The 25,423-nt window shown below is 77.5% G+C and carries 24 protein-coding genes and 1 pseudogene; 19 read left to right on the forward strand and 6 right to left on the reverse strand.

Annotated features, from left to right (window positions below):
* Positions 1 to 193: 193 nt before the first annotated feature.
* Positions 194 to 907, reverse strand: a complete 714-nt coding sequence (locus tag D5H78_RS11310) for a Mut7-C RNAse domain-containing protein (RefSeq protein ID WP_119950598.1) — start codon at positions 905 to 907, stop codon at positions 194 to 196.
* Between the two features lie 39 nt (positions 908 to 946).
* Between D5H78_RS11310 and D5H78_RS11315 the strand changes: the two genes are divergently transcribed.
* Positions 947 to 1,648 carry an HAD family hydrolase gene (locus tag D5H78_RS11315; protein ID WP_218566514.1) on the forward strand — a complete coding sequence of 234 codons (702 nt, stop codon included), beginning with the start codon at positions 947 to 949 and terminating at the stop codon, positions 1,646 to 1,648.
* A gap of 196 nt (positions 1,649 to 1,844) precedes the next feature.
* On the opposite strand, the gene D5H78_RS11320 is transcribed toward D5H78_RS11315, so the two are convergent.
* On the reverse strand, positions 1,845 to 2,882 hold the full coding sequence (locus D5H78_RS11320) for a polysaccharide deacetylase family protein (protein ID WP_119950599.1): 1,038 nt from the start codon (positions 2,880 to 2,882) through the stop codon (positions 1,845 to 1,847).
* A gap of 85 nt (positions 2,883 to 2,967) precedes the next feature.
* Complete coding sequence (locus D5H78_RS11325; RefSeq protein WP_119950840.1) at positions 2,968 to 3,723, reverse strand: SDR family NAD(P)-dependent oxidoreductase; 756 nt, start codon at positions 3,721 to 3,723, stop codon at positions 2,968 to 2,970.
* 79 nt (positions 3,724 to 3,802) lie between these two features.
* On the opposite strand from D5H78_RS11325, the gene D5H78_RS11330 reads away from it, so the two are divergent.
* The 4 genes from D5H78_RS11330 (at position 3,803) to D5H78_RS11345 (ending at position 8,268) form a co-directional block, all read left to right on the forward strand.
* Positions 3,803 to 4,231 (forward strand): cobalamin B12-binding domain-containing protein, encoded by a 429-nt coding sequence (locus D5H78_RS11330; protein WP_119950600.1) that lies wholly within the window; start codon positions 3,803 to 3,805, stop codon positions 4,229 to 4,231.
* A gap of 86 nt (positions 4,232 to 4,317) precedes the next feature.
* On the forward strand, positions 4,318 to 5,505 hold the full coding sequence (gene sucC, locus D5H78_RS11335) for an ADP-forming succinate--CoA ligase subunit beta (protein WP_119950601.1): 1,188 nt from the start codon (positions 4,318 to 4,320) through the stop codon (positions 5,503 to 5,505).
* Between the two features lie 5 nt (positions 5,506 to 5,510).
* Positions 5,511 to 6,404: a succinate--CoA ligase subunit alpha gene (gene sucD, locus D5H78_RS11340; protein WP_119950602.1), complete on the forward strand. Its 894-nt coding sequence runs from the start codon at positions 5,511 to 5,513 to the stop codon at positions 6,402 to 6,404.
* Positions 6,405 to 6,588: 184 nt separating this feature from the next.
* Entirely contained in the window at positions 6,589 to 8,268 is a 1,680-nt protein-coding gene (locus D5H78_RS11345) for a beta-N-acetylhexosaminidase (RefSeq protein ID WP_119950603.1), read from the forward strand.
* A gap of 9 nt (positions 8,269 to 8,277) precedes the next feature.
* Here the strand turns inward: D5H78_RS11345 and D5H78_RS11350 are convergent, their stop codons facing one another.
* A complete protein-coding gene (locus D5H78_RS11350) occupies positions 8,278 to 9,066 on the reverse strand; it encodes an FAD-binding oxidoreductase (protein WP_218566515.1) in 789 nt (262 codons plus the stop codon).
* A gap of 2 nt (positions 9,067 to 9,068) precedes the next feature.
* Positions 9,069 to 9,671 carry a sulfite oxidase-like oxidoreductase gene (locus D5H78_RS11355; RefSeq protein WP_119950604.1) on the reverse strand — a complete coding sequence of 201 codons (603 nt, stop codon included), beginning with the start codon at positions 9,669 to 9,671 and terminating at the stop codon, positions 9,069 to 9,071.
* 117 nt (positions 9,672 to 9,788) lie between these two features.
* Here D5H78_RS11355 and D5H78_RS11360 point away from each other — a divergent pair, with 117 nt between their 5' ends.
* The 8 genes from D5H78_RS11360 (at position 9,789) to mdh (ending at position 18,377) form a co-directional block, all read left to right on the forward strand.
* The gene (locus D5H78_RS11360) at positions 9,789 to 11,069 is read left to right on the forward strand and encodes a cell division protein PerM (RefSeq protein WP_119950605.1); all 1,281 of its coding nucleotides are present in this window, start codon (positions 9,789 to 9,791) and stop codon (positions 11,067 to 11,069) included.
* Positions 11,070 to 11,090: 21 nt separating this feature from the next.
* Complete coding sequence (gene purN / locus D5H78_RS11365; RefSeq protein ID WP_119950606.1) at positions 11,091 to 11,687, forward strand: phosphoribosylglycinamide formyltransferase; 597 nt, start codon at positions 11,091 to 11,093, stop codon at positions 11,685 to 11,687.
* Positions 11,684 to 13,249, forward strand: a complete 1,566-nt coding sequence (gene purH / locus D5H78_RS11370) for a bifunctional phosphoribosylaminoimidazolecarboxamide formyltransferase/IMP cyclohydrolase (RefSeq protein WP_119950607.1) — start codon at positions 11,684 to 11,686, stop codon at positions 13,247 to 13,249. The genes purN and purH overlap by 4 nt, the downstream gene beginning before the upstream one ends.
* Before the next feature lie 49 nt (positions 13,250 to 13,298).
* Complete coding sequence (locus D5H78_RS11375; RefSeq protein ID WP_119950609.1) at positions 13,299 to 15,344, forward strand: methyl-accepting chemotaxis protein; 2,046 nt, start codon at positions 13,299 to 13,301, stop codon at positions 15,342 to 15,344.
* A 123-nt stretch (positions 15,345 to 15,467) separates the two neighbouring features.
* On the forward strand, positions 15,468 to 15,899 hold the full coding sequence (locus tag D5H78_RS11380) for a PRC-barrel domain-containing protein (protein WP_119950611.1): 432 nt from the start codon (positions 15,468 to 15,470) through the stop codon (positions 15,897 to 15,899).
* 291 nt (positions 15,900 to 16,190) lie between these two features.
* Complete coding sequence (locus D5H78_RS11390) at positions 16,191 to 17,048, forward strand: bifunctional methylenetetrahydrofolate dehydrogenase/methenyltetrahydrofolate cyclohydrolase (RefSeq protein ID WP_119950614.1); 858 nt, start codon at positions 16,191 to 16,193, stop codon at positions 17,046 to 17,048.
* A 16-nt stretch (positions 17,049 to 17,064) separates the two neighbouring features.
* Positions 17,065 to 17,334 (forward strand): DUF3017 domain-containing protein, encoded by a 270-nt coding sequence (locus D5H78_RS11395; protein ID WP_218566516.1) that lies wholly within the window; start codon positions 17,065 to 17,067, stop codon positions 17,332 to 17,334.
* An 86-nt stretch (positions 17,335 to 17,420) separates the two neighbouring features.
* Entirely contained in the window at positions 17,421 to 18,377 is a 957-nt protein-coding gene (gene mdh, locus D5H78_RS11400; RefSeq protein WP_119950615.1) for a malate dehydrogenase, read from the forward strand.
* A 77-nt stretch (positions 18,378 to 18,454) separates the two neighbouring features.
* Here the strand turns inward: mdh and D5H78_RS11405 are convergent, their stop codons facing one another.
* Positions 18,455 to 19,663 carry an FUSC family protein gene (locus D5H78_RS11405; RefSeq protein WP_119950616.1) on the reverse strand — a complete coding sequence of 403 codons (1,209 nt, stop codon included), beginning with the start codon at positions 19,661 to 19,663 and terminating at the stop codon, positions 18,455 to 18,457.
* A gap of 130 nt (positions 19,664 to 19,793) precedes the next feature.
* Here D5H78_RS11405 and D5H78_RS11410 point away from each other — a divergent pair, with 130 nt between their 5' ends.
* From D5H78_RS11410 to D5H78_RS20060, 6 genes and pseudogenes are all read left to right on the forward strand, one after another.
* Positions 19,794 to 21,011, forward strand: a complete 1,218-nt coding sequence (locus D5H78_RS11410) for an NADP-dependent isocitrate dehydrogenase (protein ID WP_119950618.1) — start codon at positions 19,794 to 19,796, stop codon at positions 21,009 to 21,011.
* Between the two features lie 81 nt (positions 21,012 to 21,092).
* The gene (locus tag D5H78_RS11415) at positions 21,093 to 21,545 is read left to right on the forward strand and encodes a hypothetical protein (protein WP_133412048.1); all 453 of its coding nucleotides are present in this window, start codon (positions 21,093 to 21,095) and stop codon (positions 21,543 to 21,545) included.
* A gap of 80 nt (positions 21,546 to 21,625) precedes the next feature.
* The gene (locus D5H78_RS11420) at positions 21,626 to 23,029 is read left to right on the forward strand and encodes a hemolysin family protein (protein ID WP_119950621.1); all 1,404 of its coding nucleotides are present in this window, start codon (positions 21,626 to 21,628) and stop codon (positions 23,027 to 23,029) included.
* A 19-nt stretch (positions 23,030 to 23,048) separates the two neighbouring features.
* Positions 23,049 to 24,062: a tryptophan--tRNA ligase gene (gene trpS, locus D5H78_RS11425; protein ID WP_119950622.1), complete on the forward strand. Its 1,014-nt coding sequence runs from the start codon at positions 23,049 to 23,051 to the stop codon at positions 24,060 to 24,062.
* 11 nt (positions 24,063 to 24,073) lie between these two features.
* Positions 24,074 to 24,598 carry a 2'-5' RNA ligase family protein gene (locus tag D5H78_RS11430; protein WP_119950623.1) on the forward strand — a complete coding sequence of 175 codons (525 nt, stop codon included), beginning with the start codon at positions 24,074 to 24,076 and terminating at the stop codon, positions 24,596 to 24,598.
* A 130-nt stretch (positions 24,599 to 24,728) separates the two neighbouring features.
* Positions 24,729 to 25,412: pseudogene (locus D5H78_RS20060) on the forward strand (YihY/virulence factor BrkB family protein); the annotation flags it as partial.
* Between the last annotated feature and the right edge of the window lie 11 nt (positions 25,413 to 25,423).

Raw genomic sequence — 25,423 nt, forward strand, 5'->3', positions numbered from 1 at the left:
GTGGGTCGACCCCGAGCAGCGGCCCCGCCGCCACGAACGCCACCTCGCCCAGCGCCTCACCCGGCGCCGGTGACGCGCTCCCGGGACGCTCCGTGGCCAGGACGGGGACGGGACGAGCACGAAGGACGAGCGCGGCACCACGACCGCGCCGAGTCCGACGCAGCGCTGCGCGAGGAGGAGGGGAGGACCCGGGTCACGCCCGGCGGTCGAGCACCCGGGTGACGAAGGCGTCGAGCCGCGCGCCGTGCGCGCCGTGCCAGTAGACCCGGCCGCAGGAGGCGCAGCGGGCGAAGGTCTCGTACGTCCGCCGCGTCCCCTCGGGGAGCTCCGCCGCCACCTCCTCCTTCGCCACGGGGGCGAGGGGCCCGCCGCAGGCGGTGCACCGCGTCCACGGCCGAGGGACCAGCCCGAACCGGTCCACGACGTCGAGCACCTGCTCCTCGGGGTCCTGGCCGCGCACGTACGCGCCGTGCGGCAGGGCGCGGCGCCGCAGCAGGCCGCGGTCCCGGGTCAGCAGCACACGGTCCTGCGCGGCCGCCCGCTCGACGAGGCCGGGGTCGTCGAGGGTGCGGTCCCAGGCCGCGTCGACCCCGAGCACCCGCAGCCGCCGGGCCAGCGTCCCCAGGTGCACGTCGAGCAGGAAGCGCGGTGGGTCCGTCGGCGCCGGCTGGGGGCGCGCGACGGGGAGCACGCGCACCAGCGCCCCGGCCCTGGGCCGGTCGCCCGGCGCCGCGGGCGCGCCGTCGACGAGGAGGGCGCCCACCTCCGTACGCGGCACGCCCACCGACTCCACCACGTGCACCAGCGCCGACCCGTCGGCGACGACGTGGACCCGCCGGCCCCGCCGGCGTGGCGGCAGGAGCGGGTCGAGGCTCGGGTCGACCTCGACGGCGAGGGTGCCGGTCACGGCGCGCAGGATGCCCGGTGCGCACCTAGGCTCACGCGGGTGGCGGCGCTGCAGGCGGTGGTCTTCGACCTCGACGGGACCCTCTTCGACCACCCGGCCGCCGCCCTCGCGGGCCTGCGGGAGTGGGTCGCCGGCCGCGGCGGCACCGTGGGCCCCGAGGTGGAGCGCGCCTGGTTCGCCGCCGAGGAACGGCACTTCGCCGCGTGGCGGGAGGGCCGCTGCGGGTTCCAGGAGCAGCGGCGGCGCCGCCTGCGCGACGTGCTGCCCCTGCTCGGGCTGCCCGTCGGCGACGACGCCGCGCTCGACGCGGACTACGAGGGCTTCCTGCGGGCGTACGAGCGGGAGTGGCACGCGTACGACGACGTCGAGGCCTGCCTCGCCGTGCTCGCCGAGCGCGGCCTGCGCCTCGCCGTGCTCACCAACGGCATGCCGGAGCAGCAGAACGCCAAGATCGCCGCCGTCGGCCTCGCGGGCCGGCTCGGCCCCGTCGTCACCGCCGGCGAGCTCGGCGTCGCCAAGCCCGACCCGCGCGCCTTCGCCGCCACCTGCGAGCGGCTCGGGGTCGCCCCGGGGCGGGCGCTGTACGTCGGCGACGACCACGCCGTCGACGTCCTCGGCGCCCGCGCCGCCGGCATGCGCGCCGTGCACCTCGACCGGCGCGGCCTCGGCCCCGCCGACGAGGCCGACCGCATCGAGGGCCTCGCCCGGCTCGTCGACCACCTCGCCGACGCCGCGGCCTGACGGGGTGCACCGCCGGTCCGGCGGCGCACCGACCCGGCGGCAGGGGGGCCGAGGTGACGTCGAAGCGGGCTCGACCGCGCCCGCCCTGCCGCTCCGGCAGGTGCACGACGACCGACGCCGCGGCCTCCCCGCCGATCTCCCGCCGCACCGTGGCGCCCCCGTCGGCGGGTGCACGCGCGCGGCGCGGACCGAGCGCTCACGGGCGCAGCGGCTCCAGCGACAGCCCCTTGGCCCGCACCGCGTCGATGATCCCCTGCAGCCCGTCCGCGGTGTGCCGGCCCGTGCCGTGCATGAGCACGACGCCCCCGCGTTGCACGGGCGGGGTCCGCGCGTCGCCGTACCGCACGCGCTCGGCGAGCACCCGGCCGCTCGCCCCCTCCCAGTCGTAGGTGTCGCTCGTCCAGCGGCACACCGCGTAGCCCTGCTCGGCCGCGATGCGCACGACCCGTGCGCTGAGGGCACCGGCGCCGTACGGCGGGCGGAGCAGCTTCGGCCGCGTGGTCGCGGCGACGCCGCGCCGCAGCTGCGCCGCGACGGCCGCGTCGCCGAGGGCGCTCAGGGCGGGGTGGTCGTCCGTGTGGTTGGCGAGCAGGTGCCCGCCCGCCCGGACCTCCCGCATCAGCCCCGGGTTGGCCCGGGCCCAGGTGCCCGTCGGGAAGAAGCGCCCGCGCACCCCGTTGCGGCGCAGGGTGCCGAGGATGGAGCGGATGGAGGAGGCCGAGCCGCCGTCGTCGAAGGTCAGCTGCACGTGCTGGGTCGCGTTGCCGCACCCCTCCACCGCCTGGGCGGCGGCCAGCGTGAGGCCGTCGGTGACCACCCCCTCCGCCCGCAGCGCCCGCGGCCCCCGGCCGGTCACCGTGACGGTCGGGGACCCGGACCGCGTGAGCACCGCCCGACCGGCGAGCACGTGCGAGCCCCGCGTCCGCGGCAGCGTCACGTAGCACCGGCGGGACACCGTGCCCCGCACCGGGTTCGCCCACGTCGCGCCGGTGCACACCGTCCGCGCCCCCCGGTCCGCGGACGCGGTCAGCGCGACCGCGTAGCCGGACGGCGGGTCCGTCACGGTGACGACCACGGGCACGGTCGCGCCCGGGCTGTCGTACTGCGGCCCCTGGACCGTCACCGTGGGCGCCGCCGCGGCGGCCGGCATCGCGGGGGCGCTGGTCAGCAGCGCCGCCACGGCGGCGACGGCGGTCGGCAGGACGGCGCTGCGCAGCAGCCGGTACGGGGCCATGCCCTGCCTGTCGGCAGCGCGGGGGCCCGGTCAGCAGCGCGCGGCCCGCGGACCACCCGCCCGGCGCAACCTGCGGCGGGCCGGCTCAGCCCTCCCGGTGCGCGCGGTCCACCCGGTGCACCCGGTGCTGCGCGGCCTGCGCTCGCGGGCGCACCACGAGCAGGTCGACGTTGACGTGCGGCGGGCGCGTCACCGCCCACGCCACGCAGTCGGCCACGTCCTCGGCCACCAGCGGCTCGGCCACGCCCGCGTAGACCTGGGCGGCGGCGTCCGCGTCGCCGCGGTAGCGGTTCACCGCGAACTCGTCGGTGCGCACCATGCCGGGGGCGACCTCGAGGACCCGTACGGGCTGCCCGAGCAGCTCGAGGCGCAGCGTGGCGGCCAGCGCGTGCTCGCCGTGCTTCGCCGCGACGTAGCCGCCGCCGCCCTCGTACGCGACGAAGCCCGCGGTCGAGGTCAGGAAGACGACGGTGCCCTCGCCCGAGGCGACCAGCGCGGGCAGCAGCGCCCGGGTGACCTGCAGCGCGCCGAGCACGTTGACCTCGTACATCGCGCGCCAGTCGTCGGGGTCGGCGTCGGCGACCGGCTCGGTGCCGAACGCGCCGCCCGCGTTGTTGACGAGCACCGCGCAGTCCCCGACCTCGGCGGCGAAGCGCTCGACGGCCGCGCGGTCGGTGACGTCGAGCGGCAGCGCCCGGCCGCCGACCTCCTGCGCGAGCGCGGCGAGCCGCTCGGCCCGCCGCGCGGCGAGCACGACGTCGTACCCCTCGGCCGCGAGGCGCCGCGCCGTCGCCGCCCCGATCCCGCTGCTCGCCCCGGTCACCACCGCAGTCCTCGCCACGGCGGCCAGGCTAGGGGCGCACCGCCCGTGCCCCGGCGCCGGGCGCCGGGCGGCGCACGGCTCCACTACGGTGACCGCCATGCCGACGACGGAGCCGGTCTCCCGCATCCGCGTCGTGGTCGCCAAGCCCGGCCTGGACGGGCACGACCGCGGCGCCAAGGTCGTCGCGCGCGCGCTGCGCGACGCCGGCGTGGAGGTCGTCTACACCGGGCTGCACCAGACCCCCGAGCAGATCGTCGAGACCGCCCTGCAGGAGGACGCCGACGCGATCGGGCTGTCCGTGCTGTCCGGGGCGCACATGACGCTGTTCCCGCGCGTGGTCGAGCTGCTCGCCCAGCGCGACGCCGCCGACATCGTCGTCTTCGGCGGCGGCATCATCCCCGAGGGCGACGTGCCCGAGCTGCGCGCCCGCGGGGTCGCGCAGGTCTTCGGGCCCGGCACGCCGACCCGCGCGATCGTCGACTGGGTGCGCACCCACGTCGGCGAGGGGGCGGCTGGCGGGGGCTGAGGGCGGCGGGTCTACCCTCGCGCGACGGGGACGGTCCCGGCAGCGGGCGTCCCGGTAGCAGCCGACGACGCGAGGGACTGACGCACGTGGACCTGTTCGAGTACCAGGCGAGGGACCTCTTCGCCGCGCACGGCGTGCCGGTGCTGGACGGCGCCGTCGCCGAGACGCCGGAGGAGGCGCGCGCCGCCGCCGAGCGCATGGGCGGGCGCGTCGTGGTCAAGGCGCAGGTCAAGACCGGCGGGCGCGGCAAGGCCGGCGGCGTGAAGCTCGCCGACGGCCCCGACGACGCCGCCGCCAAGGCCGAGCAGATCCTCGGCATGGACATCAAGGGCCACACGGTCCACCGGGTGATGATCGCCCCCGCGGCGGCCATCGAGGAGGAGTACTACTTCTCCGTCCTGCTCGACCGGGCCAACCGCACGTACCTCGCCATGGCCTCCCGCGAGGGCGGCGTGGAGATCGAGCAGCTCGCCGTCGAGCGCCCCGAGGCCCTCGCCCGGGTGCCCGTCGACGCGCTCAAGGGCATCGACGAGGCCAAGGCCCGCGAGATCGTGGAGAAGGGCGCCTTCCCCGCGGAGGTCGCCGACCAGGTCGTCGCGGCGGTGCAGAAGCTCTGGGGCGCCTTCGTCGCCGAGGACGCGACGCTCGTCGAGGTCAACCCGCTCGTCAAGACCGGCGACGGTCGCGTGGTCGCCCTCGACGGCAAGGTGACGCTCGACGAGAACGCCGACTTCCGCCAGCCGTCGCACGCCGACCTCGCGGACCGCGCCGCCGCCGACCCGCTCGAGGCGAAGGCGAAGGAGAAGGGCCTCAACTACGTCAAGCTCGACGGCGAGGTCGGCATCATCGGCAACGGCGCGGGCCTGGTCATGAGCACGCTCGACGTCGTGGCGTACGCCGGGCAGGACCTCGGCGGCGACAGCGGGCCGAAGCCGGCGAACTTCCTCGACATCGGCGGCGGCGCCTCCGCGCAGGTCATGGCCGACGGGCTCGAGATCATCCTGGGCGACCCGAGCGTGCGCAGCGTCTTCGTCAACGTCTTCGGCGGCATCACCGCCTGCGACGAGGTCGCCAACGGCATCGTCCAGGCCCTGGCGCTCCTCGAGGACCGCGGCGAGGAGGTCACCAAGCCGCTCGTGGTGCGCCTCGACGGCAACAACGCCGAGGAGGGCCGGCGCATCCTCGACGAGGCCGCGCACCGGCTCGTCGAGCGGGTGGACACGATGGACGGTGCCGCGAAGCGCGCGGCCGAGCTGGCGACGACGGGGGCCTGAGCACCATGGCGATCTTCCTCACCGAGACCTCCAAGGTCCTCGTCCAGGGCATGACCGGCTCCGAGGGCCAGAAGCACACCCGGCGCATGCTCGCCTCCGGCACCCAGGTCGTCGGCGGCGTGAACCCGCGCAAGGCCGGCCAGAGCGTGGACTTCGACGGCACGTCGCTGCCGGTGTTCGGCTCGGTCGCCGAGGGCGTCAAGGAGACCGGGGCCGACGTGTCCGTCGTCTTCGTCCCGCCGGCCGGCACCAAGGCCGCGGTGTACGAGGCCGTCGACGCGGGCGTCCCGCTCGTCGTCGTCATCACCGAGGGCGTCCCGGTGCACGACACCGCGGACTTCTACCAGTACGCCGTCGACTCCGGCACCACCCGCATCGTCGGGCCGAACTGCCCCGGGCTCATCAGCCCCGGCAGGTCCAACGCCGGCATCATCCCCGCCGACATCACCGGCGCCGGGCGCATCGGCCTGGTGTCCAAGTCGGGCACGCTGACCTACCAGATGATGTACGAGCTGCGGGACATCGGCTTCTCGTCCTGCGTCGGCATCGGCGGCGACCCGGTCATCGGCACCACGCACATCGACTGCCTCCAGGCGTTCCAGGACGACCCGGAGACCGACGCCATCGTCATGATCGGCGAGATCGGCGGCGACGCGGAGGAGCGCGCGGCGGCGTACATCGCCGAGCACGTCACCAAGCCGGTCGTCGGCTACGTCGCGGGGTTCACCGCCCCCGAGGGCAAGACCATGGGCCACGCCGGCGCCATCGTCTCCGGCTCCTCCGGCACCGCGGCCGCGAAGCAGGAGGCCCTCGAGGCCGTCGGCGTCAAGGTCGGCAAGACGCCGTCGGAGACCGCCCGCCTCATGCGCGAGGTCATGCAGGGGCTGCAGGGCCGCTGACGCCGTCCCGCCGCCGCAGCACGCACGCCGCAGGCCCCCGTCCCGCCCGGGACGGGGGCCTGCGGCGCACCGGGGACCGGTCGCGCCCCTCCAGCGCCCCCCTTGCCACGGTCCGTACCGCAGTGCGAGGGTGCAGCGACGGTGGGTCACCGACCCGCAGGACCGCACCCCCCCAGGAGCGACGATGCTCGTGACCCTCGCCCGCCGCGCCGCGCTCGGCGCCCTCGCCGCCGCGCTCGCGGTCGCCGTGCTCCCCGCGGCCGGCGCCGGCCCCGCCCGCGCCGACGTCCCCGACGTGCCGGACCTGCGCGACGTCCCCGCCGCCGAGCGGCTCGTCCCCGCGCCGTCGTCGCTGCGCGACCTGCCGGGCGGGCCCTTCCGGCTCGACCACGCGACGCAGGTCGTCGTGCCCGGCCGCCCGGAGACGCTGCGCGTCGCCCAGCAGCTCGCGCAGCAGCTGCGCCGCTCCACCGGCCTGCCGCTGCCGGTGCTGCGGACGAGCCGGGTCCCCGAGGGCGCGCTCGTCCTGCGGCTGCGCGGCGCGAAGGGCCTGCCCGGCGTCGAGGGGCCCGAGGGGTACCGGCTCGACGTGCGCTCCTCGCGGGTGCTGCTCGAGGCGACGACCCCGGCCGGCCTCTCCCGCGGCGTGCAGACCCTGCGCCAGCTCCTGCCGCCCCAGGTCGAGGCGCAGGAGCGGGTCGGCGCGGGCGTGGACTGGGCGGTGGACGCGGTGCGCGTCGTCGACTCGCCGCGCTTCATGTACCGCGGGGCGATGCTCGACGTGGCCCGGCACTTCCTCACCGTCGAGGAGGTCAAGCGCTACGTCGACGAGATCGCGCTCTACAAGATGAACGTCCTGCACCTGCACCTCAGCGACGACCAGGGCTGGCGCATCGAGATCGAGGGCTGGCCGCGCCTGACCCGCTCCGGCGGCACCACCGAGGTCGGCGGCACGCCCGGCGGCTGGTACTCCCAGGAGGACTACCGGGAGATCGTCCGGTACGCCGCCGAGCGCTTCGTCACGGTCGTCCCCGAGATCGACACCCCCGGGCACACCAACGCGGCCCTCGCCTCGTACGCCCGGCTGAACTGCGACGGCGTCGCGCCGCCGGTCTACACCGGCATCGAGGTCGGCTTCAGCTCGCTGTGCATCCGCAAGGAGCTGACGTACCGCTTCCTCGACGACGTCGTCGGCCAGCTCGCGGAGCTGACCCCCGGGCCGTGGATCCACGTCGGCGGCGACGAGGCGCTGAGCACGAGCGACGAGGACTACCGCTACTTCGTCGAGCGGGTCGACCGCATCGTGCGCAGCCACGGCAAGCGCACCATGGGCTGGGCGGAGATCAGCGCGGCCGACGTGGCGCGCGGCGGCGTCGCGCAGTACTGGAACCCGGCCTCGGGCGGCGCCGAGGGCACCCGCACCGCCACCGACGCCGTCGCGCAGGGCCTCGACCTCGTCATGTCCCCGGCGAGCCGGGCGTACGTCGACCAGAAGTACGACCCCTCGACGCCGCTCGGCCTCGCCTGGGCCGGGCCGACGTCGGTGGAGCAGAGCTACGACTGGGACCCGGTGACCTTCGTCGACGGGGTGCGCGAGCGCGACGTGCTGGGCGTCGAGGCGCCGATGTGGACCGAGACGCTCCAGGACCTCGACCAGGTCGAGTTCATGGCGTTCCCCCGCCTGCCCGGCATCGCGGAGAAGGGCTGGTCCGCGCCGGGCGGCACGTGGGAGGAGTACCGGGTGCGCCTGGCCGCGCAGTCCCCGCGCTGGGAGGTGCTGGGGATCGACGCCTACTGCTCGCCCGAGGTCGACTGGCCGGCCTGCGAGGGCGGCGTGCCCGGCGTGCCGGCGACGACCCCCTGAGGCGGGCGCTCAGCCGCCCCCGAAGCGCTCCACGCGGATCGCGTCGGCGGGCACGCCGAGCCCGAGCAGCAGCTCCTCGGCGTGCCCGGCGAACGGGGTCGAGCCGCAGACGTAGTGCGTCGCCCCGGGCAGCAGCAGCGGCTCGAGGTCGGCGGCGGTGAGCCGCCCCCGCGGCCGGGGCGAGCCCTCGGGCACGGCGCGGCTGAAGGCGAGGAGGGTCTCGTCGCCGTACTCGGAGCGGTAGAGCAGCTCCTCGGGGGAGCGGGCCGCCACGGCCATGCGCAGCGGCGCGCGGCGCCCGGTCGCCCGCCAGTGCCGGTGCATGGCCATGAGCGGCACGACGCCGGACCCGCCGCCGACGAGCACCGCCGGGGTGTCGCCGCGCCACACGAACCAGCCGCCGAACGGCCCCCGCACCGTGAGCTCGTCGCCCGGCGCGATGCCGTCGTGCAGGTAGGCCGACACCTCGCCGTCGGCGAGGCGCTCGACGGTGAGCTCGATGACGCCCTCGTCGGACGGCGGGCTCGCCACGCTGTACGAGCGCTCGGCGCGGTAGCCGTCCGGCGCGACGAGGCGCACGACGTAGTGCTGGCCCGGGACGTGCGGCTCCCAGCGCGGCAGGCCCAGCCGGTACGTCGAGGCGCGCGCGGTCTCGCGCCGCACCTCGAGCACCCGGGCGTCCTGCCACTCCCGGCGCGCGCCGGAGCGCGGGGGGCGCCGGGCCGGCGCGTCGATGCCGGGCAGCGGCGGCAGGCCGCCCGGGCCCTGCCCGCCCGGCTCCTCCAGGGGTGCCGCCACGCTCAGTCGCCGTCGTAGCGCTGCTCGCGCCACGGGTCGCCGAGCTCGTGGTAGCCGCGGGTCTCCCAGAACCCCGGCTCGTCGTGGTCGAGCAGGCGCAGCCCGCTCACCCACTTCGTGCTCTTCCAGAAGTAGAGGTGCGGCACGAGCATGCGCACCGGACCGCCGTGCTCGCGGGGCAGCGGCTGCCCCTCGTGCTCCCAGACGAGGAACGCCTTGCCGCCGCGCACCTCGGCCAGGGGGAGGTTCGTCGTGTAGCCCGTGCTGGACCAGGCCACGACGTGCGTCGCGGACGGGGACACCCCGACCTCGTCGAGCAGGACGTCGAGGTCGACCCCCGTGAACGCCGTGTCGAGCTTGGACCAGGTCGTCACGCAGTGGATGTCGCCGCGCCAGGTCGTCGCCGCCAGCCGCTGCACGTCGGCCCACGACCAGGTGCGCGCCGCGTCGACGAGCCCGTCGACGCGGAACGTCCACGCGTCGCGCTCCACCCGCGGGGTGGGCTCGGCGGTGAGGACCGGCCAGCCGCCGCCGACGTCGTACTGGCCCGGGGGGAGCCGGGGGTCGCGCCCGGCGCGGGACCGGCCCTCGAAGAGCTTCGCCATGCGCCCAGCCTGCCACCTGCCGCGCCGGCGCACCTCCGCCACCCGGCGCCGCCTCCCGCGCGGTCGCCCGGCGCGGCGCCGCCGTGACGGGGCGCGACCGGGCGACGATGGTGCGCGATGGCCACGCTGCTGCGCCCCGCGCCCGACGCCGGCCCGCCGGACGACCCCGGCGCGGCCCGGCGGTTGACCGCCGCGCTGCGCGGCGCCCTGCCGGTCGGCGTGGCCGGCGCCGGGGCCGCGCTGCGCGCCGCGGCGCTCGGCCTGCTCCCCCTGACCCTCCTCGTCGTGCTGGCCTGGGCCACCGCGCCGCGCTCCGGCGCGGACTCGGCCTCGGCGCTGCGCGCGGCGGGCGACCTCTGGCTCGTGGCCCACCACGCCCCGCTGTCGGTCCGGGCGGCGTCCGGCGGCGGCACCGTCGGGCTCGCCCCCCTGGGGCTCGTCGCGCTGCCCCTGCTGCTCGTGCGCTCCGCCGCCGGAGCGGCCGCCCGCCGGGCGGCGCCCGGCGGCTGGCGCGAGGGGGCGGCGCTCGCCGTGGTCCTCGCGCTCGCGTACGCCGGCGTCGCCGCCCTCGTCGCGCTGGCCGCGGCGGCCCCCGAGGTCCGGGTCGCGCCGGGGGCCGCGGCGCTCGGCGCGGGCGGGCTCGCCCTCGTCGCCGCGCTCTGGGGGGCGTGGGGGGCGGGGCAGGGCCCGCCGCTGCGGCCCGGCGCGCGCGCGCTGCTCGCGGGCGCGTCGACCGGGGCGGCCGCGCTGCTCGCCGCGGGCGGCCTGCTCGCCACCCTCGCGCTCGCCCTCGGGGCGGGCCGGGTCGCCGACGCGTCCGCCGGGCTCGACCCGGGCCCCGTCGGGCAGGGCCTGCTGGTGCTGCTCACCGCCCTGCTCGCGCCGAACGCCGCGGTGTGGGGCGCCGCCGTCGCCGCCGGCCCCGGCTTCGCGGTGGGGGAGGGGACGTCCGTCTCGGCGTTCCTCACCGACCTCGGGGCGCTGCCCGCCCTGCCGGGGCTGCCCCTGCTCGGCGCCGTGCCGCCGCAGGGCGCCGCGCACCCCGCCCTCGCCGCCGCCCTCGCCGCGCCGCTCGTCGCCGGCGTGCTCACGGGCCTCGTCGTGCTCCGCCGCCGCGCGGCCCTCGGCGCCCGCCCGACCGCCCCCCTGGCCGCCGCGGGGCACGCCGCCCTCGCCGGGCTCGGCGGCGGGGCGCTGCTCGCCGCCCTGGCGGCCCTCTCCGGCGGGCCGCTGCTCGGCGGGCGGCTCTCCGCCGTCGGGCCCTCGCCGTGGCAGGTGGGCCTGCTCGGCGGCCTCGAGCTCGCGCTCGCCGCCGGCGCGACGGCGTACGCCGCCCGCCGCCGGCTCCCGCAGGAGCCGGCCGCAGGCGGGACCGGCGGTGGTCCGGCCGCCGGCTGAGGACCGCTAGGGTCGACGCCCGTGCGCGTCGTCGTCCTCGTCTCCGGCTCGGGGACCCTGCTGCAGGCGCTGCTCGACGCCGCGGCGACGGACCCCGCGGCGCCGTACGAGGTCGTGGCGGTCGGCGCGGACCGCGCCGGCACCGGCGGGGTCGACCGGGCGCGGGCCGCGGGCGTGCCGACCTTCGTGGTGCCGCTCGCGGCCTACGACGAGCGGGCCGACTGGGACGCGGCGCTCGCCGCGGCCGTCGCCGAGCACGCGCCCGACCTCGTCGTCTCGGCCGGGTTCATGAAGGTGCTGGGCCCGGCGGCGCTCGCCGGCCCGCCCGTGCTCAACGCCCACCCCGCGCTGCTGCCGTCGTTCCCCGGCGCGCACGCGGTGCGCGACGCGCTCGCGCACGGGGTCAAGGTCAGCGGCTGCACCATCCACCTCGTCGACGCGGGCGTGGACACCGGGCCGGTCGTGGCCCAGCGGGCCGTGGAGGTCCTCGACGACGACGACGAGGCGACGCTGCACGAGCGCATCAAGGTGGCCGAGCGGGCCCTGCTGGTCGAGGTCCTCGACCGGCTCGCCCGCGGCGGCATGGTCGTCGAGGGCAGGAAGGTGAGGCTGGGATGACCGGTCAGGGGGTCCGCCCCGTGCGGCGGGCGCTGGTGAGCGCGTACGACAAGACGGGGCTCGAGGAGCTCGCCCGGGGCCTGCACGAGGCCGGCGTGGCGGTCGTCTCCACGGGCTCGACGGCGGCGCGCATCGCGGCCGCGGGCGTGCCGGTCACCCCGGTCGAGGAGCTCACCGGGTTCCCGGAGTGCCTCGACGGGCGGGTCAAGACGCTGCACCCGCGGGTGCACGCGGGCCTGCTCGCCGACCTGCGCCGCCCCGAGCACGCCGCGCAGCTCGAGGAGCTCGGCGTCGAGCCGTTCGACCTCGTCGTGGTCAACCTCTACCCCTTCGCCGAGACGGTCGCCTCCGGCGCCACCCCCGACGAGTGCGTCGAGCAGATCGACATCGGCGGGCCGTCGATGGTCCGGGCGGCCGCCAAGAACCACCCCTCGGTCGCGGTCGTCACCGACCCCGCGCGGTACGGCGAGGTGCTCGAGGCCGTCCGCGCCGGCGGGTTCACCCTCGCCCAGCGGCAGCGGCTCGCCGCCGAGGCCTTCGCCCACACGGCCTCGTACGACGTCGCGGTCGCCTCGTGGATGGGCAGCGTGCTCTCGCCCACCGACGACGGCAGCGGCTTCCCGGCCTGGGTCGGCGCGACGTGGGAGCGGCGGGCGGTCCTGCGCTACGGCGAGAACCCGCACCAGGGGGCCGCGCTCTACGCCGCGCCGCGGGGCGGCGGGCTCGCCGGCGCCGAGCAGCTGCACGGCAAGGAGATGTCGTACAACAACTACGTCGACGCCGACGCGGCGCGGCGGGCGGCGTACGACCACGAGCGACCCTGCGTGGCGATCGTCAAGCACACGAACCCCTGCGGCATCGCGGTCGCCGACGACGTCGCCGCGGCGCACGCCGCCGCGCACGCCTGCGACCCCGTGTCGGCCTTCGGCGGCGTCATCGCCGTCAACCGCCCCGTGACGGCCGCGATGGCCGCGCAGGTCGCCGAGGTGTTCACCGAGGTCGTCGTGGCGCCCGCCTTCGAGGACGGCGCGCTCGAGGTGCTCACCCGCAAGAAGAACGTGCGGCTGCTCGTCGTGCCCGAGGGGCACCCCGGTGCCCGCGCCGAGCTGCGCCCGGTGTCCGGCGGGCTGCTCCTGCAGCGGGCCGACGACGTCGACGCCCCCGGCGACGACCCGGCCGGCTGGACCCTCGCGGCCGGGGAGCCGGTCGACGCGGCGACCCTCGCCGACCTGGCCTTCGCCTGGCGGGCGTGCCGGGCGGTGAAGTCGAACGCGATCCTGCTCGCCGCCGGCGGCGCGACCGTGGGCGTCGGCATGGGCCAGGTGAACCGCGTCGACTCCGCCCGCCTCGCGGTCTCGCGGGCCGGTGAGCGGGCGTCCGGCAGCGTCGCGGCCTCGGACGCGTTCTTCCCGTTCGCCGACGGCCTGCAGGTGCTCCTCGACGCCGGGGTCCGCGCGGTCGTGCAGCCCGGCGGGTCGGTCCGCGACGAGGAGGTCGTGGCGGCGGCCGCCGCCGCCGGCGTGCCGCTCTACCTCACCGGCACGCGGCACTTCGCGCACTGAGGGGGCGCAGGGGGTCAAGCCGGGCGCAGGGGCCGCCGACGCACACCCCGTGGACCCCTCGACGAGCGCGCCCCCGCTCCTGCTGCGCCCCGCCCTCGCGCTGACGGCCCGCCTGCGCACCAGCGCGCGCCTCGCCGTGCTCGTCGCGGTCCTCCTCGTGCCGACGGCGGTGGCGGGCACGACCTCGGCGCACCTGCTCGGGGGCCAGGTGGCCTTCGCCGCGTCGGAGCGGGACGGCGTGGCCGTGCTGCGCCCCGCCCTCGCCTCCCTCGCCGCGGCCGCTGCCGGGCAGGAGGTGCCGGTCGGGCCGCTCGCCGCGGCGGTCGAGGGGCACCCCGAGCTGGGTGCGGGGGACGCCCTGGACGCCGTGCGCGCCGCCGTCGCGGCACCGGGCAGCACCGCGCCCGCCGGGCGCCTCGCGGTCGTCGAGGCCCTCACCCGCCTCGTCGCGCAGGTGGGCGACGCGTCGCGCCTGGTCCTCGACCCCGACCTGGACTCCTTCTACGCCATGGACGCGCAGGTGGTGCAGCTGCCGCGCGCCCTGGCCGCGGCCGCGCGCGCGGCCGCGCCGGACCCCACCCTGGCCCCCGACCGCGCGGTCGCGGCGCGCGCGGTCGAGGCGGGCGCGCTCGCCGGCGCCGCGGCCGCCCTGCGCTCGGACGTCGCGGCGTCCGTACGGGCCTCGGCCGCCCCCGGCCTCGCCGACGGCCTCGACGGGCTGCTCGCCGCGGCCGCCGCGGCCGAGGCGCTCTCCGGGGACCTCACCGCCGACCTCGACGGGCCGGCGGGCGACCCCGCCGTGCTCGCGGGTGCCGCGGCCGCCGCGGCCCCGGCGCTGGACGCCCTCGACGGGCTGCTCGCCACCCGGGCGGACGGGCTCCTCGCGCGCGGCGCGCTCACGCTCGGCGCGACCGGCGCGGGGCTGCTGGTGGCGGTGTGGCTCGCCGCCGCCGTCTGGTGGCGCACCCGCCGCGACGTGGCCCTCGCCGTCGGCGCGGTGACGGCGATCGCCGGGCACGACCTGGCGCCGCGCCCCCTGCCCGCCGGGGGCGACGAGCTCGCGGCCATCGGCGCCGCGGTCGAGCGGGCCCGGGTCGAGCTGGAGCGCCAGGACGCCGCGCTCGGGGCGGCGGAGGCCGCGCGCGCGGAGCAGCAGCTCGCCCACTACCGCGAGCAGCGGGCCGCCGTGCGCCAGGCCCGCGAGCGGGCGCAGTCCGTGCTCGACGCCACGGCCGAGGCCGTGCTCGGCGAGCTGCGCTCGGTCGTCGGGCACGTGGACGGGGTCGACGGCTCCGCGCGCAGCATCGACCGCAGCGTCCGCGACGTCGACGAGGTGGCGCGCGGGGTCGTGGCCCGCGCCGAGGAGGCCGACCGGATCGTCGCCGCCCTGGGCGGCAGCCTGCGCAACGTCGCCGCCGTCGCCGAGCTCGTCGCGGGCGTCGCCGGCCAGACGCGCCTGCTGGCGCTCAACGCCACCATCGAGGCCGTGCGGGCGGGCGCCGCCGGGCAGGGCTTCAGCGTCGTCGCCAGCGAGGTCAAGCAGCTCGCGACGACCACGGCCCGCTCGACCGAGGAGATCACGACGACGATCGCCGCGCTCGAGCGCGACGCGGCCGCGGTGTCGGAGGCGATCACGGCCATGGCCGAGGGCATCGGCGCCGTCGACCGGGTCAGCTCCGCGCTCACCGGGGTGTCGCAGGACCAGGGGCGGCTGGTGGACGTGCTGACCGCGCGGCTGACCGAGGCCATGGACCGGATCGGGACGCTCGCCGTGGCGGGCGAGGAGCTCGAGCGCCGCGGCGACGAGCGCGTCCCGGCGAACGAGCCCGCGGTGCTGGCGGCGGCCGGGGCGCGGCACGAGGTGCGCCTGCTCGACGTCAGCGCCTCGGGCGCGCGCTGCACCACCGGGGGCGCCCGGCTGCGGCCCGGCGACCGGGTGGAGCTGCGCGCCCGCCTGGGCGGGCACGAGCTCGAGGTGCGGGCGCGGGTCGCCCGCCTCGTCGACGACGGCTCGGTCGGCCTCGCGCTGCTCGACCCGTCCCCGGCCGCGCTGCGGGCCGTCGGGGCGCACGTGGGCGCGCTGCTCGCCGCCTGACGACGCGCGCCCGGTCACGGGTCCGGCGGGACCCGCCGGGATGGGAGGGCGCGCAGCGGGAAGGGTCGCGGCAGCGGCGCGCGGCGCGCCGCGCTCAGGAGCCCGACGCGGGAGGAGCAGCGCATGACGACGGACGCGCAGGGGAGCGGTCCCTGGCCGCTCGACCTCGAGGGCCGGGAGGTCCGCGACGCCACGGGCGCGCGCCTGGGCACCGTCAGCACCGTGTGGTCGCCGGAGGCGGGCGGCGACCCGGACTGGCTCACCGTACGGCTCGTCGCGGGGTCCGCCGCCGCCGGCGACGACGGGCCCGCCGCGACCGAGGCGGGCACCGAGGAGCGGATGGTCCCCCTGGCGGGGGCGTCGCTCGAGGACGGGGCCGTCGTCCTGCCGCACGACGCGGCGACGGTGCGCGCCGCCCCGGGCGTGGGGGGCGCGGGGCACCTCGCCGCCTCCGACGAGGCGCAGCTCGCCGCGCACTACGACCTGGGCTACCGCACCGCCGAGTCCGAGACCGGGCTGCCGACGGTCGGCCTGCCGCCCGCCGCCCCGGGCTGAGCCACGGGCCGGGCCCCCGACCGGGCTGCCGGCCGCTCCCGCGGCCGGGCGCGGGGGAGCAGCAGCCAGTGGCCGCCGGCGCAGAGCACCGAGGCGAGCCCGGCGGGGCCGGGCCCGGTCCAGGGCGTGCGCTCGGCCGGCGCGCCGCAGGCCGGGCAGCCGACGAGGTCCACGGGTCCACCTCCGCTCCTGCGGGGCCGGGCGCCCCGCCGGCAGGGGGAGCGGCGGGCGCCTCCCGCTGATACGCGCCACGCGCCGGGGCCCCGCCCGGGCGTGGGAGGATCCACCCCCGTGAGCGCCCAGACCCTCGACGGCAAGGCCACCGCGGCCGCGATCCGCGCCGAGCTGCGCCCGCGGGTGGAGGCCCTGCGCGCCCGCGGCGTCGTGCCCGGCCTCGGCACGGTCCTCGTGGGGGACGACCCCGGCAGCCGCTCCTACGTGCGCGGCAAGCACCGGGACTGCGCGGAGGTGGGGATCGCGAGCATCGCGCGCGAGCTGCCGGCGGACGCGTCGCAGGCGCAGGTCGAGGACGTCGTCGACGACCTCAACGCCGACCCGGCCTGCACCGGCTTCATCGTCCAGCTGCCGCTGCCGCGCGGGCTCGACGAGCTCGCGGTGCTGGAGCGGGTGGACCCCGACAAGGACGCCGACGGGCTGCACCCGCGCAACCTCGGCCGGCTCGTGCTGGGGCAGGAGGCGCCGCTGCCGTGCACCCCGCGCGGCATCGTCGAGCTGCTGCGCCGCCACGGGGTGGCGCTCGCCGGGCAGGAGGTCGTCGTCGTCGGCCGCGGGGTCACCGTCGGCCGGCCGCTGGGCCTGCTGCTCACCCGGCGCACCGAGAACGCGACGGTGACGCTCTGCCACACCGGCACCCGGGACCTGCGCGCGCACCTGCGCCGCGCGGACGTCGTCGTCGCGGCCGCTGGCGTGCCGCACCTCGTCGGCCCCGACGACGTGCGCCCCGGTGCCGTCGTGCTCGACGTGGGCGTCTCGCGGACGGGGGCGGGCCTGACCGGCGACGTCGACCCGGCGGTGCGCGAGGTGGCCGCGTGGGTGGCGCCCAACCCCGGCGGGGTGGGCCCCATGACCCGCGCGCTGCTGCTCACGAACGTCGTCGAGGCCGCCGAGCGCGCGGCCGGGGCGGCGTGAGCGCCACGGCCCGCGCGTGAGCGGCGCGCGCCTGCGCGAGTGGCCCGCCGCCCTCGTGCTCGGCAGCGTCCTCGCCGGCCTCGTCGTGGTCGCCGCCGACCGCTTCCGCCCCGGCAGCGCCCTGCTCGCCGCCTCGCTGCTGCTCGCCGCCGTGCTGCGCGCGGTGCTGCCCGAGCGGCGGGCCGGCCTGCTGGCCGTGCGCGGGCGCGTCGTCGACGTCGCGGTGCTGGCGGCCATCGGCGCGGGGCTCGTGGTGCTCACCGTCGTCGTGCCCCCGCCCGCGTGAGGCCCCCCGCGCTGCACTAGGGTCGCTCGGCGCAGACCGCAGCGACGAGACACCGGCGGCGCGGGCGCCGCCCAGGGAGGACGACGATGGCGCGCAACGGCAAGGTCACGGTCGTCGGGGCCGGCTTCTACGGCTCGACCACGGCCCTGCGCCTGGCGGAGTACGACATCCTCGACACGGTCGTCCTCACGGACATCGTCGAGGGCAAGCCCGAGGGCCTCGCCCTCGACATGAACCAGTCCCGGCCGGTCGAGGGCTTCGAGACCCGCGTCGTGGGCCAGACGACCACGCCGGACGGGCAGGGCTACGAGGCCGTCGCGGGCTCGGACGTCGTCGTCATCACCGCTGGGCTGCCCCGCAAGCCCGGCATGAGCCGGATGGACCTCATCGAGACCAACGCCAAGATCGTGCGCGGCGTGGCCGAGAACGTCGCCCGGCACGCTCCCGAGGCCGTGGTCATCGTCGTCTCGAACCCCCTCGACGAGATGACCGCCCTCGCCCAGCTCGCGACCGGCTTCCCCAAGGAGCGGGTGCTCGGGCAGGCGGGCATGCTCGACACGGCGCGCTTCACCAACTTCGTGGCCGAGAAGCTGCAGGTCCCGGTGGGCAGCGTGCGCACGCTGACCCTGGGCTCGCACGGCGACACGATGGTCCCGGTCCCGAGCCGCTGCACGGTCGACGGCAAGCCGCTGCGCGACCTGCTCTCGCCCGAGGAGGTCGACGAGCTCGTCGTGCGCACCCGCAACGGCGGCGCCGAGGTCGTGGCGCTGCTCAAGACCGGCTCGGCGTACTACGCGCCGTCGGCGGCGGCGGCCCGCATGGCCCGCGCCGTCATCGAGGACAGCGGCGCGGTCATGCCGGTCTGCGCCTGGGTCGACGGCGAGTACGGCATCGAGGGCGTCTACCTCGGCGTCGAGGCCGAGCTCGGCCGCCAGGGCGTGCGCCGGGTCGTCGAGACCGACCTCACGGCCGACGAGCGCGCCGCGCTCGGCGAGGCCGCCGAGGCCGTGCGCGCGAAGCAGGCCGACGTCCGCGACCTCTGAGGCGGACCCCCGCGGGGAGGGGCCCCTGCAGCACGGCACCACCCCGCCGCACCACCCGCACCACCCCGACGAGCCCGTCAGCGCCGCGCGCCGACGGGCTCGTCGCGCTCCTCCGCGACGAGCGAGCGCGCCGAGCGGTCGACCTCGCGCAGCACCCGGTCGAGGTCGACGAGCAGGGCGGCCTCGGCGAGCACGGCCGACCCCGCCTCGTGCCGGTCGCGCACCGCGTCCTCGGCGATGCGCCGCAGGGCGACGCGGGCGGCGGCGACGTCGGCGAGGTCCTGCGCCGAGGCGTCGGGCACCGCGTAGCGGTCCACGACGTCCGCCGTGCCGCGCAGCACCTCGACGAGCCGCGGGCGCGACGCCGGCTCCAGGGCCAGCGGGGCCGCCTCGCCCTGCGCGGCCTCGTGCACCGTCGTCGCGACGCCGCGCACCTCGACGGCCATGCGCTCGAGGCCCTCGAGGGCGATGGCGTCGCGCCGGGGCTCGCGCCGCCACCGCGGCGCCCGCGGGTTCCAGCGCAGGCTCTCCCCGGCGCGCTCGACCGCCTGGCGCGCCCGCAGCACGAGCTGCTCGAGCCCCTCCCCGCGCTCCTCGACGGGCTGCTCCGGCGGCCACGGGCCGTCCAGGTCGTCCGCGACCCCGCGCAGCAGGTCGGCGACCTCCCGGCGCAGCTGCGCCAGCACGTCGGTCGCGGGCCGCAGCAGCACGGGGGGCACCACGAGGACGTTGACGGCGACGCCGACCGCGACCCCCAGGGCGCCGTGGCCGAGGCGGGGGAGGGTGTACCCGACGGGGTCGTCGCCGCCGAGGAGCAGCACGAAGAGCGCCATGAACGGCACCTGGAACCCGTTCGGGCCCAGCCGGTGCCACCCCGAGAGGAGGCTGGCGACGAGGATCGCCAGCCCCAGCCCCACCGCAGAGTGCCCCACGAGGGCCCACGTGCCCAGGGCCACCCCGATGCCCGCGGCGATCCCGGCCATCCAGGTGGCGCCCTGGCGCAGCGAGGTGGCGACGGTCGGGTTGACCGCCAGCAGCGCGCCCAGCGGGGCGAAGTAGGGCTGCGGCTCGGGGAAGACGCGCACGGCGACCAGCCACGCGACGACCGCGGCGAGGGCGCCCTTGGCGGCCACGAGCAGCGCGGTGAGCACGGCGTCGCGCGCGCCGGGGGAGCGCAGTCGCGGCGCGGGGCGCGCGGCGCGCCGCTCGAGGCGCCGGCGGGCGGTGGCCAGGGCGGCGGCCGCGTCGCGCCGCCGGTGCGGGGGCGGGGGCGTACGGGCGGGCATCGCCCCTGGGGCTTCCCGCCCGGCGCGCCGCCCATGCCGCCGGCCGCGGGGCGGTGCCGGGCGGCGGCGCCCCCGCGGCTAGGCTCCCTGCGACCGCAGAGCGGCTGAGGCACGAAGGAGCGCACGGAGCATGGCGAAGATCAAGGTCCAGGGCCCCGTGGTGGAGCTCGACGGCGACGAGATGACCCGCATCATCTGGGCCTTCATCAAGGACCGGCTGATCCACCCCTACCTCGACGTCGACCTGCGCTACTACGACCTGTCGATCCAGAACCGCGACGCCACGGACGACCAGGTGACGGTCGACTCCGCCAACGCCATCAAGGAGCACGGCGTCGGCGTGAAGTGCGCGACCATCACCCCGGACGAGGCGCGGGTCGAGGAGTTCGGCCTCAAGAAGATGTGGCGCTCGCCCAACGGGACGATCCGCAACATCCTCGGCGGCGTCGTCTTCCGCGAGCCGATCATCATGAGCAACATCCCGCGGCTCGTCCCCGGGTGGACCAAGCCCATCGTCATCGGCCGCCACGCGCACGGCGACCAGTACAAGGCGACGGACTTCGTGGTCCCCGGCCCCGGCACCGTCACGCTCACCTACACCCCGGACGACGGCTCCGCCCCGGTCGAGATGCAGGTCTCGAAGTTCCCGGGCGGCGGCGTGACGATGGGGATGTACAACTACGACGACTCGATCCGCGACTTCGCGCGCGCGTCGCTGCGCTACGGCCTCGACCGCGGCTACCCGGTCTACCTGTCGACGAAGAACACGATCCTCAAGGCGTACGACGGGCGCTTCAAGGACATCTTCGCCGAGGTCTTCGAGAGCGAGTTCAAGGCCGAGTTCGAGGCGGCCGGGATCACGTACGAGCACCGCCTCATCGACGACATGGTCGCCGCGGCCCTGAAGTGGGAGGGCGGCTACGTCTGGGCGTGCAAGAACTACGACGGCGACGTGCAGTCGGACACCGTGGCCCAGGGCTTCGGCTCGCTGGGCCTCATGACCTCGGTGCTCATGACGCCGGACGGGCGCACCGTCGAGGCCGAGGCGGCGCACGGCACCGTGACGCGCCACTTCCGCCAGCACCAGCAGGGCAAGCCGACGTCGACGAACCCGATCGCGTCGATCTTCGCCTGGACCGGCGGGCTCAAGCACCGCGGCAAGCTCGACGGCACGCCCGAGGTGACCGGCTTCGCCGAGACCCTCGAGCGCGTCTGCGTCGAGACCGTCGAGGCCGGCCAGATGACCAAGGACCTCGCGCTGCTCATCGGCAAGGACGCCCCGTGGCTCACCACGGAGCAGTTCCTCGCGGCGCTCGACGACAACCTGCAGGCCGCGGCATCGGCCTGACGACGGCGGCGGCGCGCGGGGCGGCCGGGGCGCGCAGGGCCCTGGCGCGCCCGCCCCGCGCGCCCCGTACGGTGCTCTGACATGGGGTCGGCAGGGGCGCGGGCGGTGCTCGTGGTGCTGGTGCTGCTGGGCGCGGCCGTCGCGGGGCTGGGCACCGGGGCCCTGCTCGCCGGCGGCGACGCGCCGGAGGGGCGCCAGGTCACCGGCGGCACCGCCGCCCCGGTGGCGCCCACCGCCTCGCCGACGCCGTCCGCGCAGGGCTCCCTGTCGCTCGGGACGAGCACGGGCGCGGTCGACGCGGGCGAGCGGCTCACCCTCAGCGGCCAGCTCGTGGGCGGCGAGGAGGGGGCCCGCGTGGTCGTCCAGCGCCGCGAGGAGGGCGGCTGGGCCGACTTCCCGGCGAGCACGACGACGGGCGAGGGCGGGCGCTACGACCTCGAGGTCTCCCTCGGCCGCCCGGGCGAGAACCTCCTGCGCACGAGCGTCCCGGCGATCGGCGCGGTGAGCGAGCCGGTGGCCGTCGAGGTCGGCTGACGGGCCGGGGACGGCGTGGCCCTACGCTGGGCCACCATGGACGGCTGCCCTAGACGGGCGCACCCCACCGGGAGTGCGCCGTGAGCGAGACCCTCTCCAACATCCTCCTCGTCCTCCTCTTCGTCCTCGTCGGCGGCTTCTTCGCCGGGTCCGAGCTGGCCCTGGTGTCGCTGCGCGAGGCGCAGGCGAGGGCGCTGGCCCGGCGGGGCCGGCGCGGCGAGACCGTCGCCCGCCTGCACGCGAACCAGAACGACTTCCTGGCCTCGGTGCAGATCGGCGTCACCCTGGCCGGCTTCCTGTCCTCGGCGTTCGGCGCGGCCACGCTCGCCGACGACCTCGCCCCCGTGCTCGTGGGCTGGGGCGTGCCCGAGGGCGCCTCGACGACCGTCGCCCTCGTCGTGATCACGCTGATGATCTCGTACGTCTCGCTCGTGCTCGGCGAGCTCGTGCCCAAGCGGCTCGCCCTGCAGCGCTCCGAGGGCATCTCGCTGCTCGTCGCGCCGGTGCTCGCGCGGATCGCCACGCTGAGCCGGCCCGTCGTGTGGCTCCTCTCGGTGTCGACGAACGCGGTGGTCCGCCTGCTCGGCGGCGACCCGCAGGCGGCGCGCGAGACGATCACCGAGGAGGAGCTGCGCGACATGGTCGCGGGGCACGAGACCCTCGGCGGCGAGGAGCGCCGGCTCATCGAGGAGGTGTTCGCCGCGGGCGAGCGCCGCCTGCACGAGGTGATGGTGCCGCGCACCGAGGTCGACTTCCTCGACGCCTCGCTGCCGGCGTTCAAGGCCGCCAAGCTCGTCGCGGAGATGCCGCACTCGCGCTACCCGGTGGTGCGCGGCAGCCACGACGACGTGGTGGGCTTCGTCCACGTCCGCGACCTCTTCAACCCCGACGTGGCCGGGCGCAACACCCGCGTGGGCGAGATCGCCCGCGAGGTGGCGCAGCTGCCCGGCACCAAGCAGGTGCTCCCCGCGATGTCCGAGATGCGCCGCGACGGGCACCACCTGGCCATCGTCCTCGACGAGTACGGCGGCACCGACGGCATCGTCACGCTCGAGGACCTCGTCGAGGAGCTCATCGGCGACATCCGCGACGAGTACGACGTCGACGACGAGCAGACCCGCACCCTGCGCGGCGGCTCGGTGGAGGTCGACGGCCTGCTCAACCTCGACGACCTCGCCGCGCGGACCGGCCTGCGGCTGCCCGAGGGGCCGTACGAGACCGTGGCCGGCTTCGTCATGAACGAGCTCGGCCGGGTGCCCGGCCCGGGTGACGTCGTCGAGGCGCTCGGGCACCGCCTCGAGGTGACCGAGCTCGACGGGCGGCGCGTCGACCGCATCCAGATCACGCCCCTGCCCGAGGACGCGGCGGAGGGGGCGCCCGCGCCCGGCGCCGGGGACGCGCCCGGGGACGGGGACGCGTACGGGGACGAGGGGGCGGCGCGCGGCGGGGCCACGGCCCTGCCCCCCGGCGGCGGCGGCGCCTGAGCCTGCGAGGATGACCACCATGCCCGGTACGACCCCCCGCCCCCGCGTGTTCTCCGGCATGCAGCCGACGGCCGACTCGCTGCACCTCGGCAACTACCTCGGGGCGCTGCGGCAGTGGGTGGCGCTGCAGGACGACCACGACGCGTTCTACTGCGTCGTCGACCTGCACGCCATCACCGCGGGCCACGACCCGGACGACCTGCGCCGGCGCACCCGGGCGGTCGCCGCGCAGTACCTCGCCGCCGGCGTCGACCCCGAGCGCTCGACGCTCTTCGTGCAGAGCCACGCCCCGGAGCACGCCCAGCTGGCCTGGGTGCTCGGCTGCATCACCGGCTTCGGCGAGGCGAGCCGCATGACGCAGTTCAAGGACAAGGCGGCCCGCCAGGGCACCGAGGGCGCGACCGTCGGGCTGTTCACCTACCCGGTGCTGCAGGCCGCGGACATCCTGCTCTACCAGGCCGACCTCGTCCCGGTCGGCGAGGACCAGCGCCAGCACATCGAGCTGACGCGCGACCTCGGCGGGCGCTTCAACAGCCGCTTCGGCGAGGTCTTCCGGCTCCCGCAGCCGCACATCGCGAGGGCGACCGCGAAGATCCTCGACCTGCAGGACCCCACGGCGAAGATGAGCAAGAGCATCGGCGGCGCGGGCCTCGTCGAGCTGCTCGACGACCCGAAGCGGATCGAGAAGCGCATCAAGAGCGCCGTCACCGACACCGGCCGCGACGTGCTCTACGACCCCGAGGGCAAGCCGGGCGTCTCCAACCTCATGACGATCCTCGCCGCCTTCACCGGCACGACCGTCGAGCGGGTGCAGGACGACTTCGCCGGCCGCGGCTACGGCGACCTGAAGAAGGCCGTCGCCGAGGCGGTGCTGGCCACGGCGGTGCCGCTGGCCGAGCGCCAGCGCGCCCTGCTCGAGGACCCCGCCGAGCTCGACCGGCTCCTCGCGCGCGGCGCGGAGAAGGCGCGCGCCGTCGCGGCGGGCACCCTGGCCGCGGTGTACGACCGCGTCGGCTTCGTGCCGGCGCGCTGAGGCGCACGCGCGTGCCGACCCGCACCATCGGGGTCGCGATCGCGATCCCCGAGCCGTGGGGCGGCGACCTGCGCCGCCGCCGCGCCGACCTCGGCGACCCCCTGGCCGCGTCGGTGCCCACGCACGTGACGCTGCTGCCGCCGACGCAGGTGGACGAGGCCGCGCTCGACGCGGTGGACGCCCACCTGCGGCGGGTGGCGGCCGGCGCGGCGCCCTTCGACCTGCACCTGCGCGGCGCGGGGACCTTCCGCCCGGTGTCGCCCGTGGTGTTCGTGCAGGTCGCGCGGGGCATCGGCGGCTGCGAGCGGCTCGAGGAGGCGGTGCGCTCGGGCCCGCTCGCGCGCAGCCTGGACTTCCCGTACCACCCGCACGTGACGGTGGCCCACCACCTGCCCGACGACGTGCTCGACCGGGCGTACGACGAGCTGGGCGCCTACGACGCGGCCTTCCGGGTCGAGCGCTTCAGCCTCTACGTCCACGGGGCCGACGAGGTCTGGCGCCCGCACCGCGACTACCCCCTCGGGGCGGTGGGCTGAGGTGCCCGGCGCCCTCGCCCGGGCGAGGGACGCGGCGCTCGCGCGCTGGCACGCGCTGCGGGCGCGCCACGAGGTCGTCGACCACGCGGCCAGGGCGTACGGGCGCGCCGACGAGGTCCTGTGGGCGCGGATGGCCGGCGGCATCACGTACGCCGTCTTCCTGTCGCTGTTCCCGCTGCTGGCGGTGGCGTTCGCGGTGGTCGCGCTCCTCGTCGACACCGTCCCCCGGGTGCGCCAGGACCTGGAGACCGCGATCGAGGAGTGGCTGCCGGGCCTGCTCGGCGACGGGCCCGGCCAGGTGGACCTCGGCGACGTGGCGTCGGCGGGCACCACCGCGGGCGTGGTCGGCCTGCTGACCCTGCTGTGGACCGGCACCGGGGCGGTCGACGCCCTGCGCGACGGGCTGCGCGTCGTCTTCGGCACGACCGAGCAGGGCGCGGCGCTGCCGGTGCGCAAGCTGCGCGACCTGCTCGTCATGGTCGTCGTCGGCGCGGTCGTCCTGCTCTCGGTGAGCCTGTCCTCGGTCGCGACGCAGGTCACGGGGCAGCTGCTCGGGCTCGTCGGGCTCGACGGCTCGCCCGCCGCGACGGTGTCGCTGCGCCTGCTGGCGCTCGGCATCGCGCTCACGCTCGACGTCGTCGTGCTGAGCCTGCTGTTCCGGCTGCTCTCGGCGCGCGACCTGACCTGGCGGCAGGTGCGCGGCGGCGCCGTGCTCGGCGCCGTGCTCCTCGAGGTGCTCAAGCAGCTGGCCGGCGTGCTCCTGGCGAGCGCGTCGAACCCGCTCTACGCGACCTTCGCCGTCGCCGTCGGCCTGCTGCTGTGGAT

The sequence above is a fragment of the Vallicoccus soli genome (genome assembly GCF_003594885.1).
Lineage (GTDB): Bacteria > Actinomycetota > Actinomycetes > Motilibacterales > Motilibacteraceae > Vallicoccus > Vallicoccus soli.

Excerpts from the sequence above, each read along its gene's own strand:
- D5H78_RS11320 (WP_119950599.1), bottom strand. The coding sequence starts at position 2,882 with ATGGCCCCGTACCGGCTGCTGCGCAGCGCCGTCCTGCCGACCGCCGTC.
- D5H78_RS11330 (WP_119950600.1), top strand. The coding sequence starts at position 3,803 with ATGCCGACGACGGAGCCGGTCTCCCGCATCCGCGTCGTGGTCGCCAAG.
- sucD (WP_119950602.1), top strand. The coding sequence starts at position 5,511 with ATGGCGATCTTCCTCACCGAGACCTCCAAGGTCCTCGTCCAGGGCATG.
- D5H78_RS11345 (WP_119950603.1), top strand. The coding sequence starts at position 6,589 with ATGCTCGTGACCCTCGCCCGCCGCGCCGCGCTCGGCGCCCTCGCCGCC.
- D5H78_RS11355 (WP_119950604.1), bottom strand. The coding sequence starts at position 9,671 with ATGGCGAAGCTCTTCGAGGGCCGGTCCCGCGCCGGGCGCGACCCCCGG.
- D5H78_RS11360 (WP_119950605.1), top strand. The coding sequence starts at position 9,789 with ATGGCCACGCTGCTGCGCCCCGCGCCCGACGCCGGCCCGCCGGACGAC.
- purH (WP_119950607.1), top strand. The coding sequence starts at position 11,684 with ATGACCGGTCAGGGGGTCCGCCCCGTGCGGCGGGCGCTGGTGAGCGCG.
- D5H78_RS11380 (WP_119950611.1), top strand. The coding sequence starts at position 15,468 with ATGACGACGGACGCGCAGGGGAGCGGTCCCTGGCCGCTCGACCTCGAG.
- mdh (WP_119950615.1), top strand. The coding sequence starts at position 17,421 with ATGGCGCGCAACGGCAAGGTCACGGTCGTCGGGGCCGGCTTCTACGGC.
- D5H78_RS11405 (WP_119950616.1), bottom strand. The coding sequence starts at position 19,663 with ATGCCCGCCCGTACGCCCCCGCCCCCGCACCGGCGGCGCGACGCGGCC.
- D5H78_RS11410 (WP_119950618.1), top strand. The coding sequence starts at position 19,794 with ATGGCGAAGATCAAGGTCCAGGGCCCCGTGGTGGAGCTCGACGGCGAC.
- D5H78_RS11415 (WP_133412048.1), top strand. The coding sequence starts at position 21,093 with ATGGGGTCGGCAGGGGCGCGGGCGGTGCTCGTGGTGCTGGTGCTGCTG.
- trpS (WP_119950622.1), top strand. The coding sequence starts at position 23,049 with ATGCCCGGTACGACCCCCCGCCCCCGCGTGTTCTCCGGCATGCAGCCG.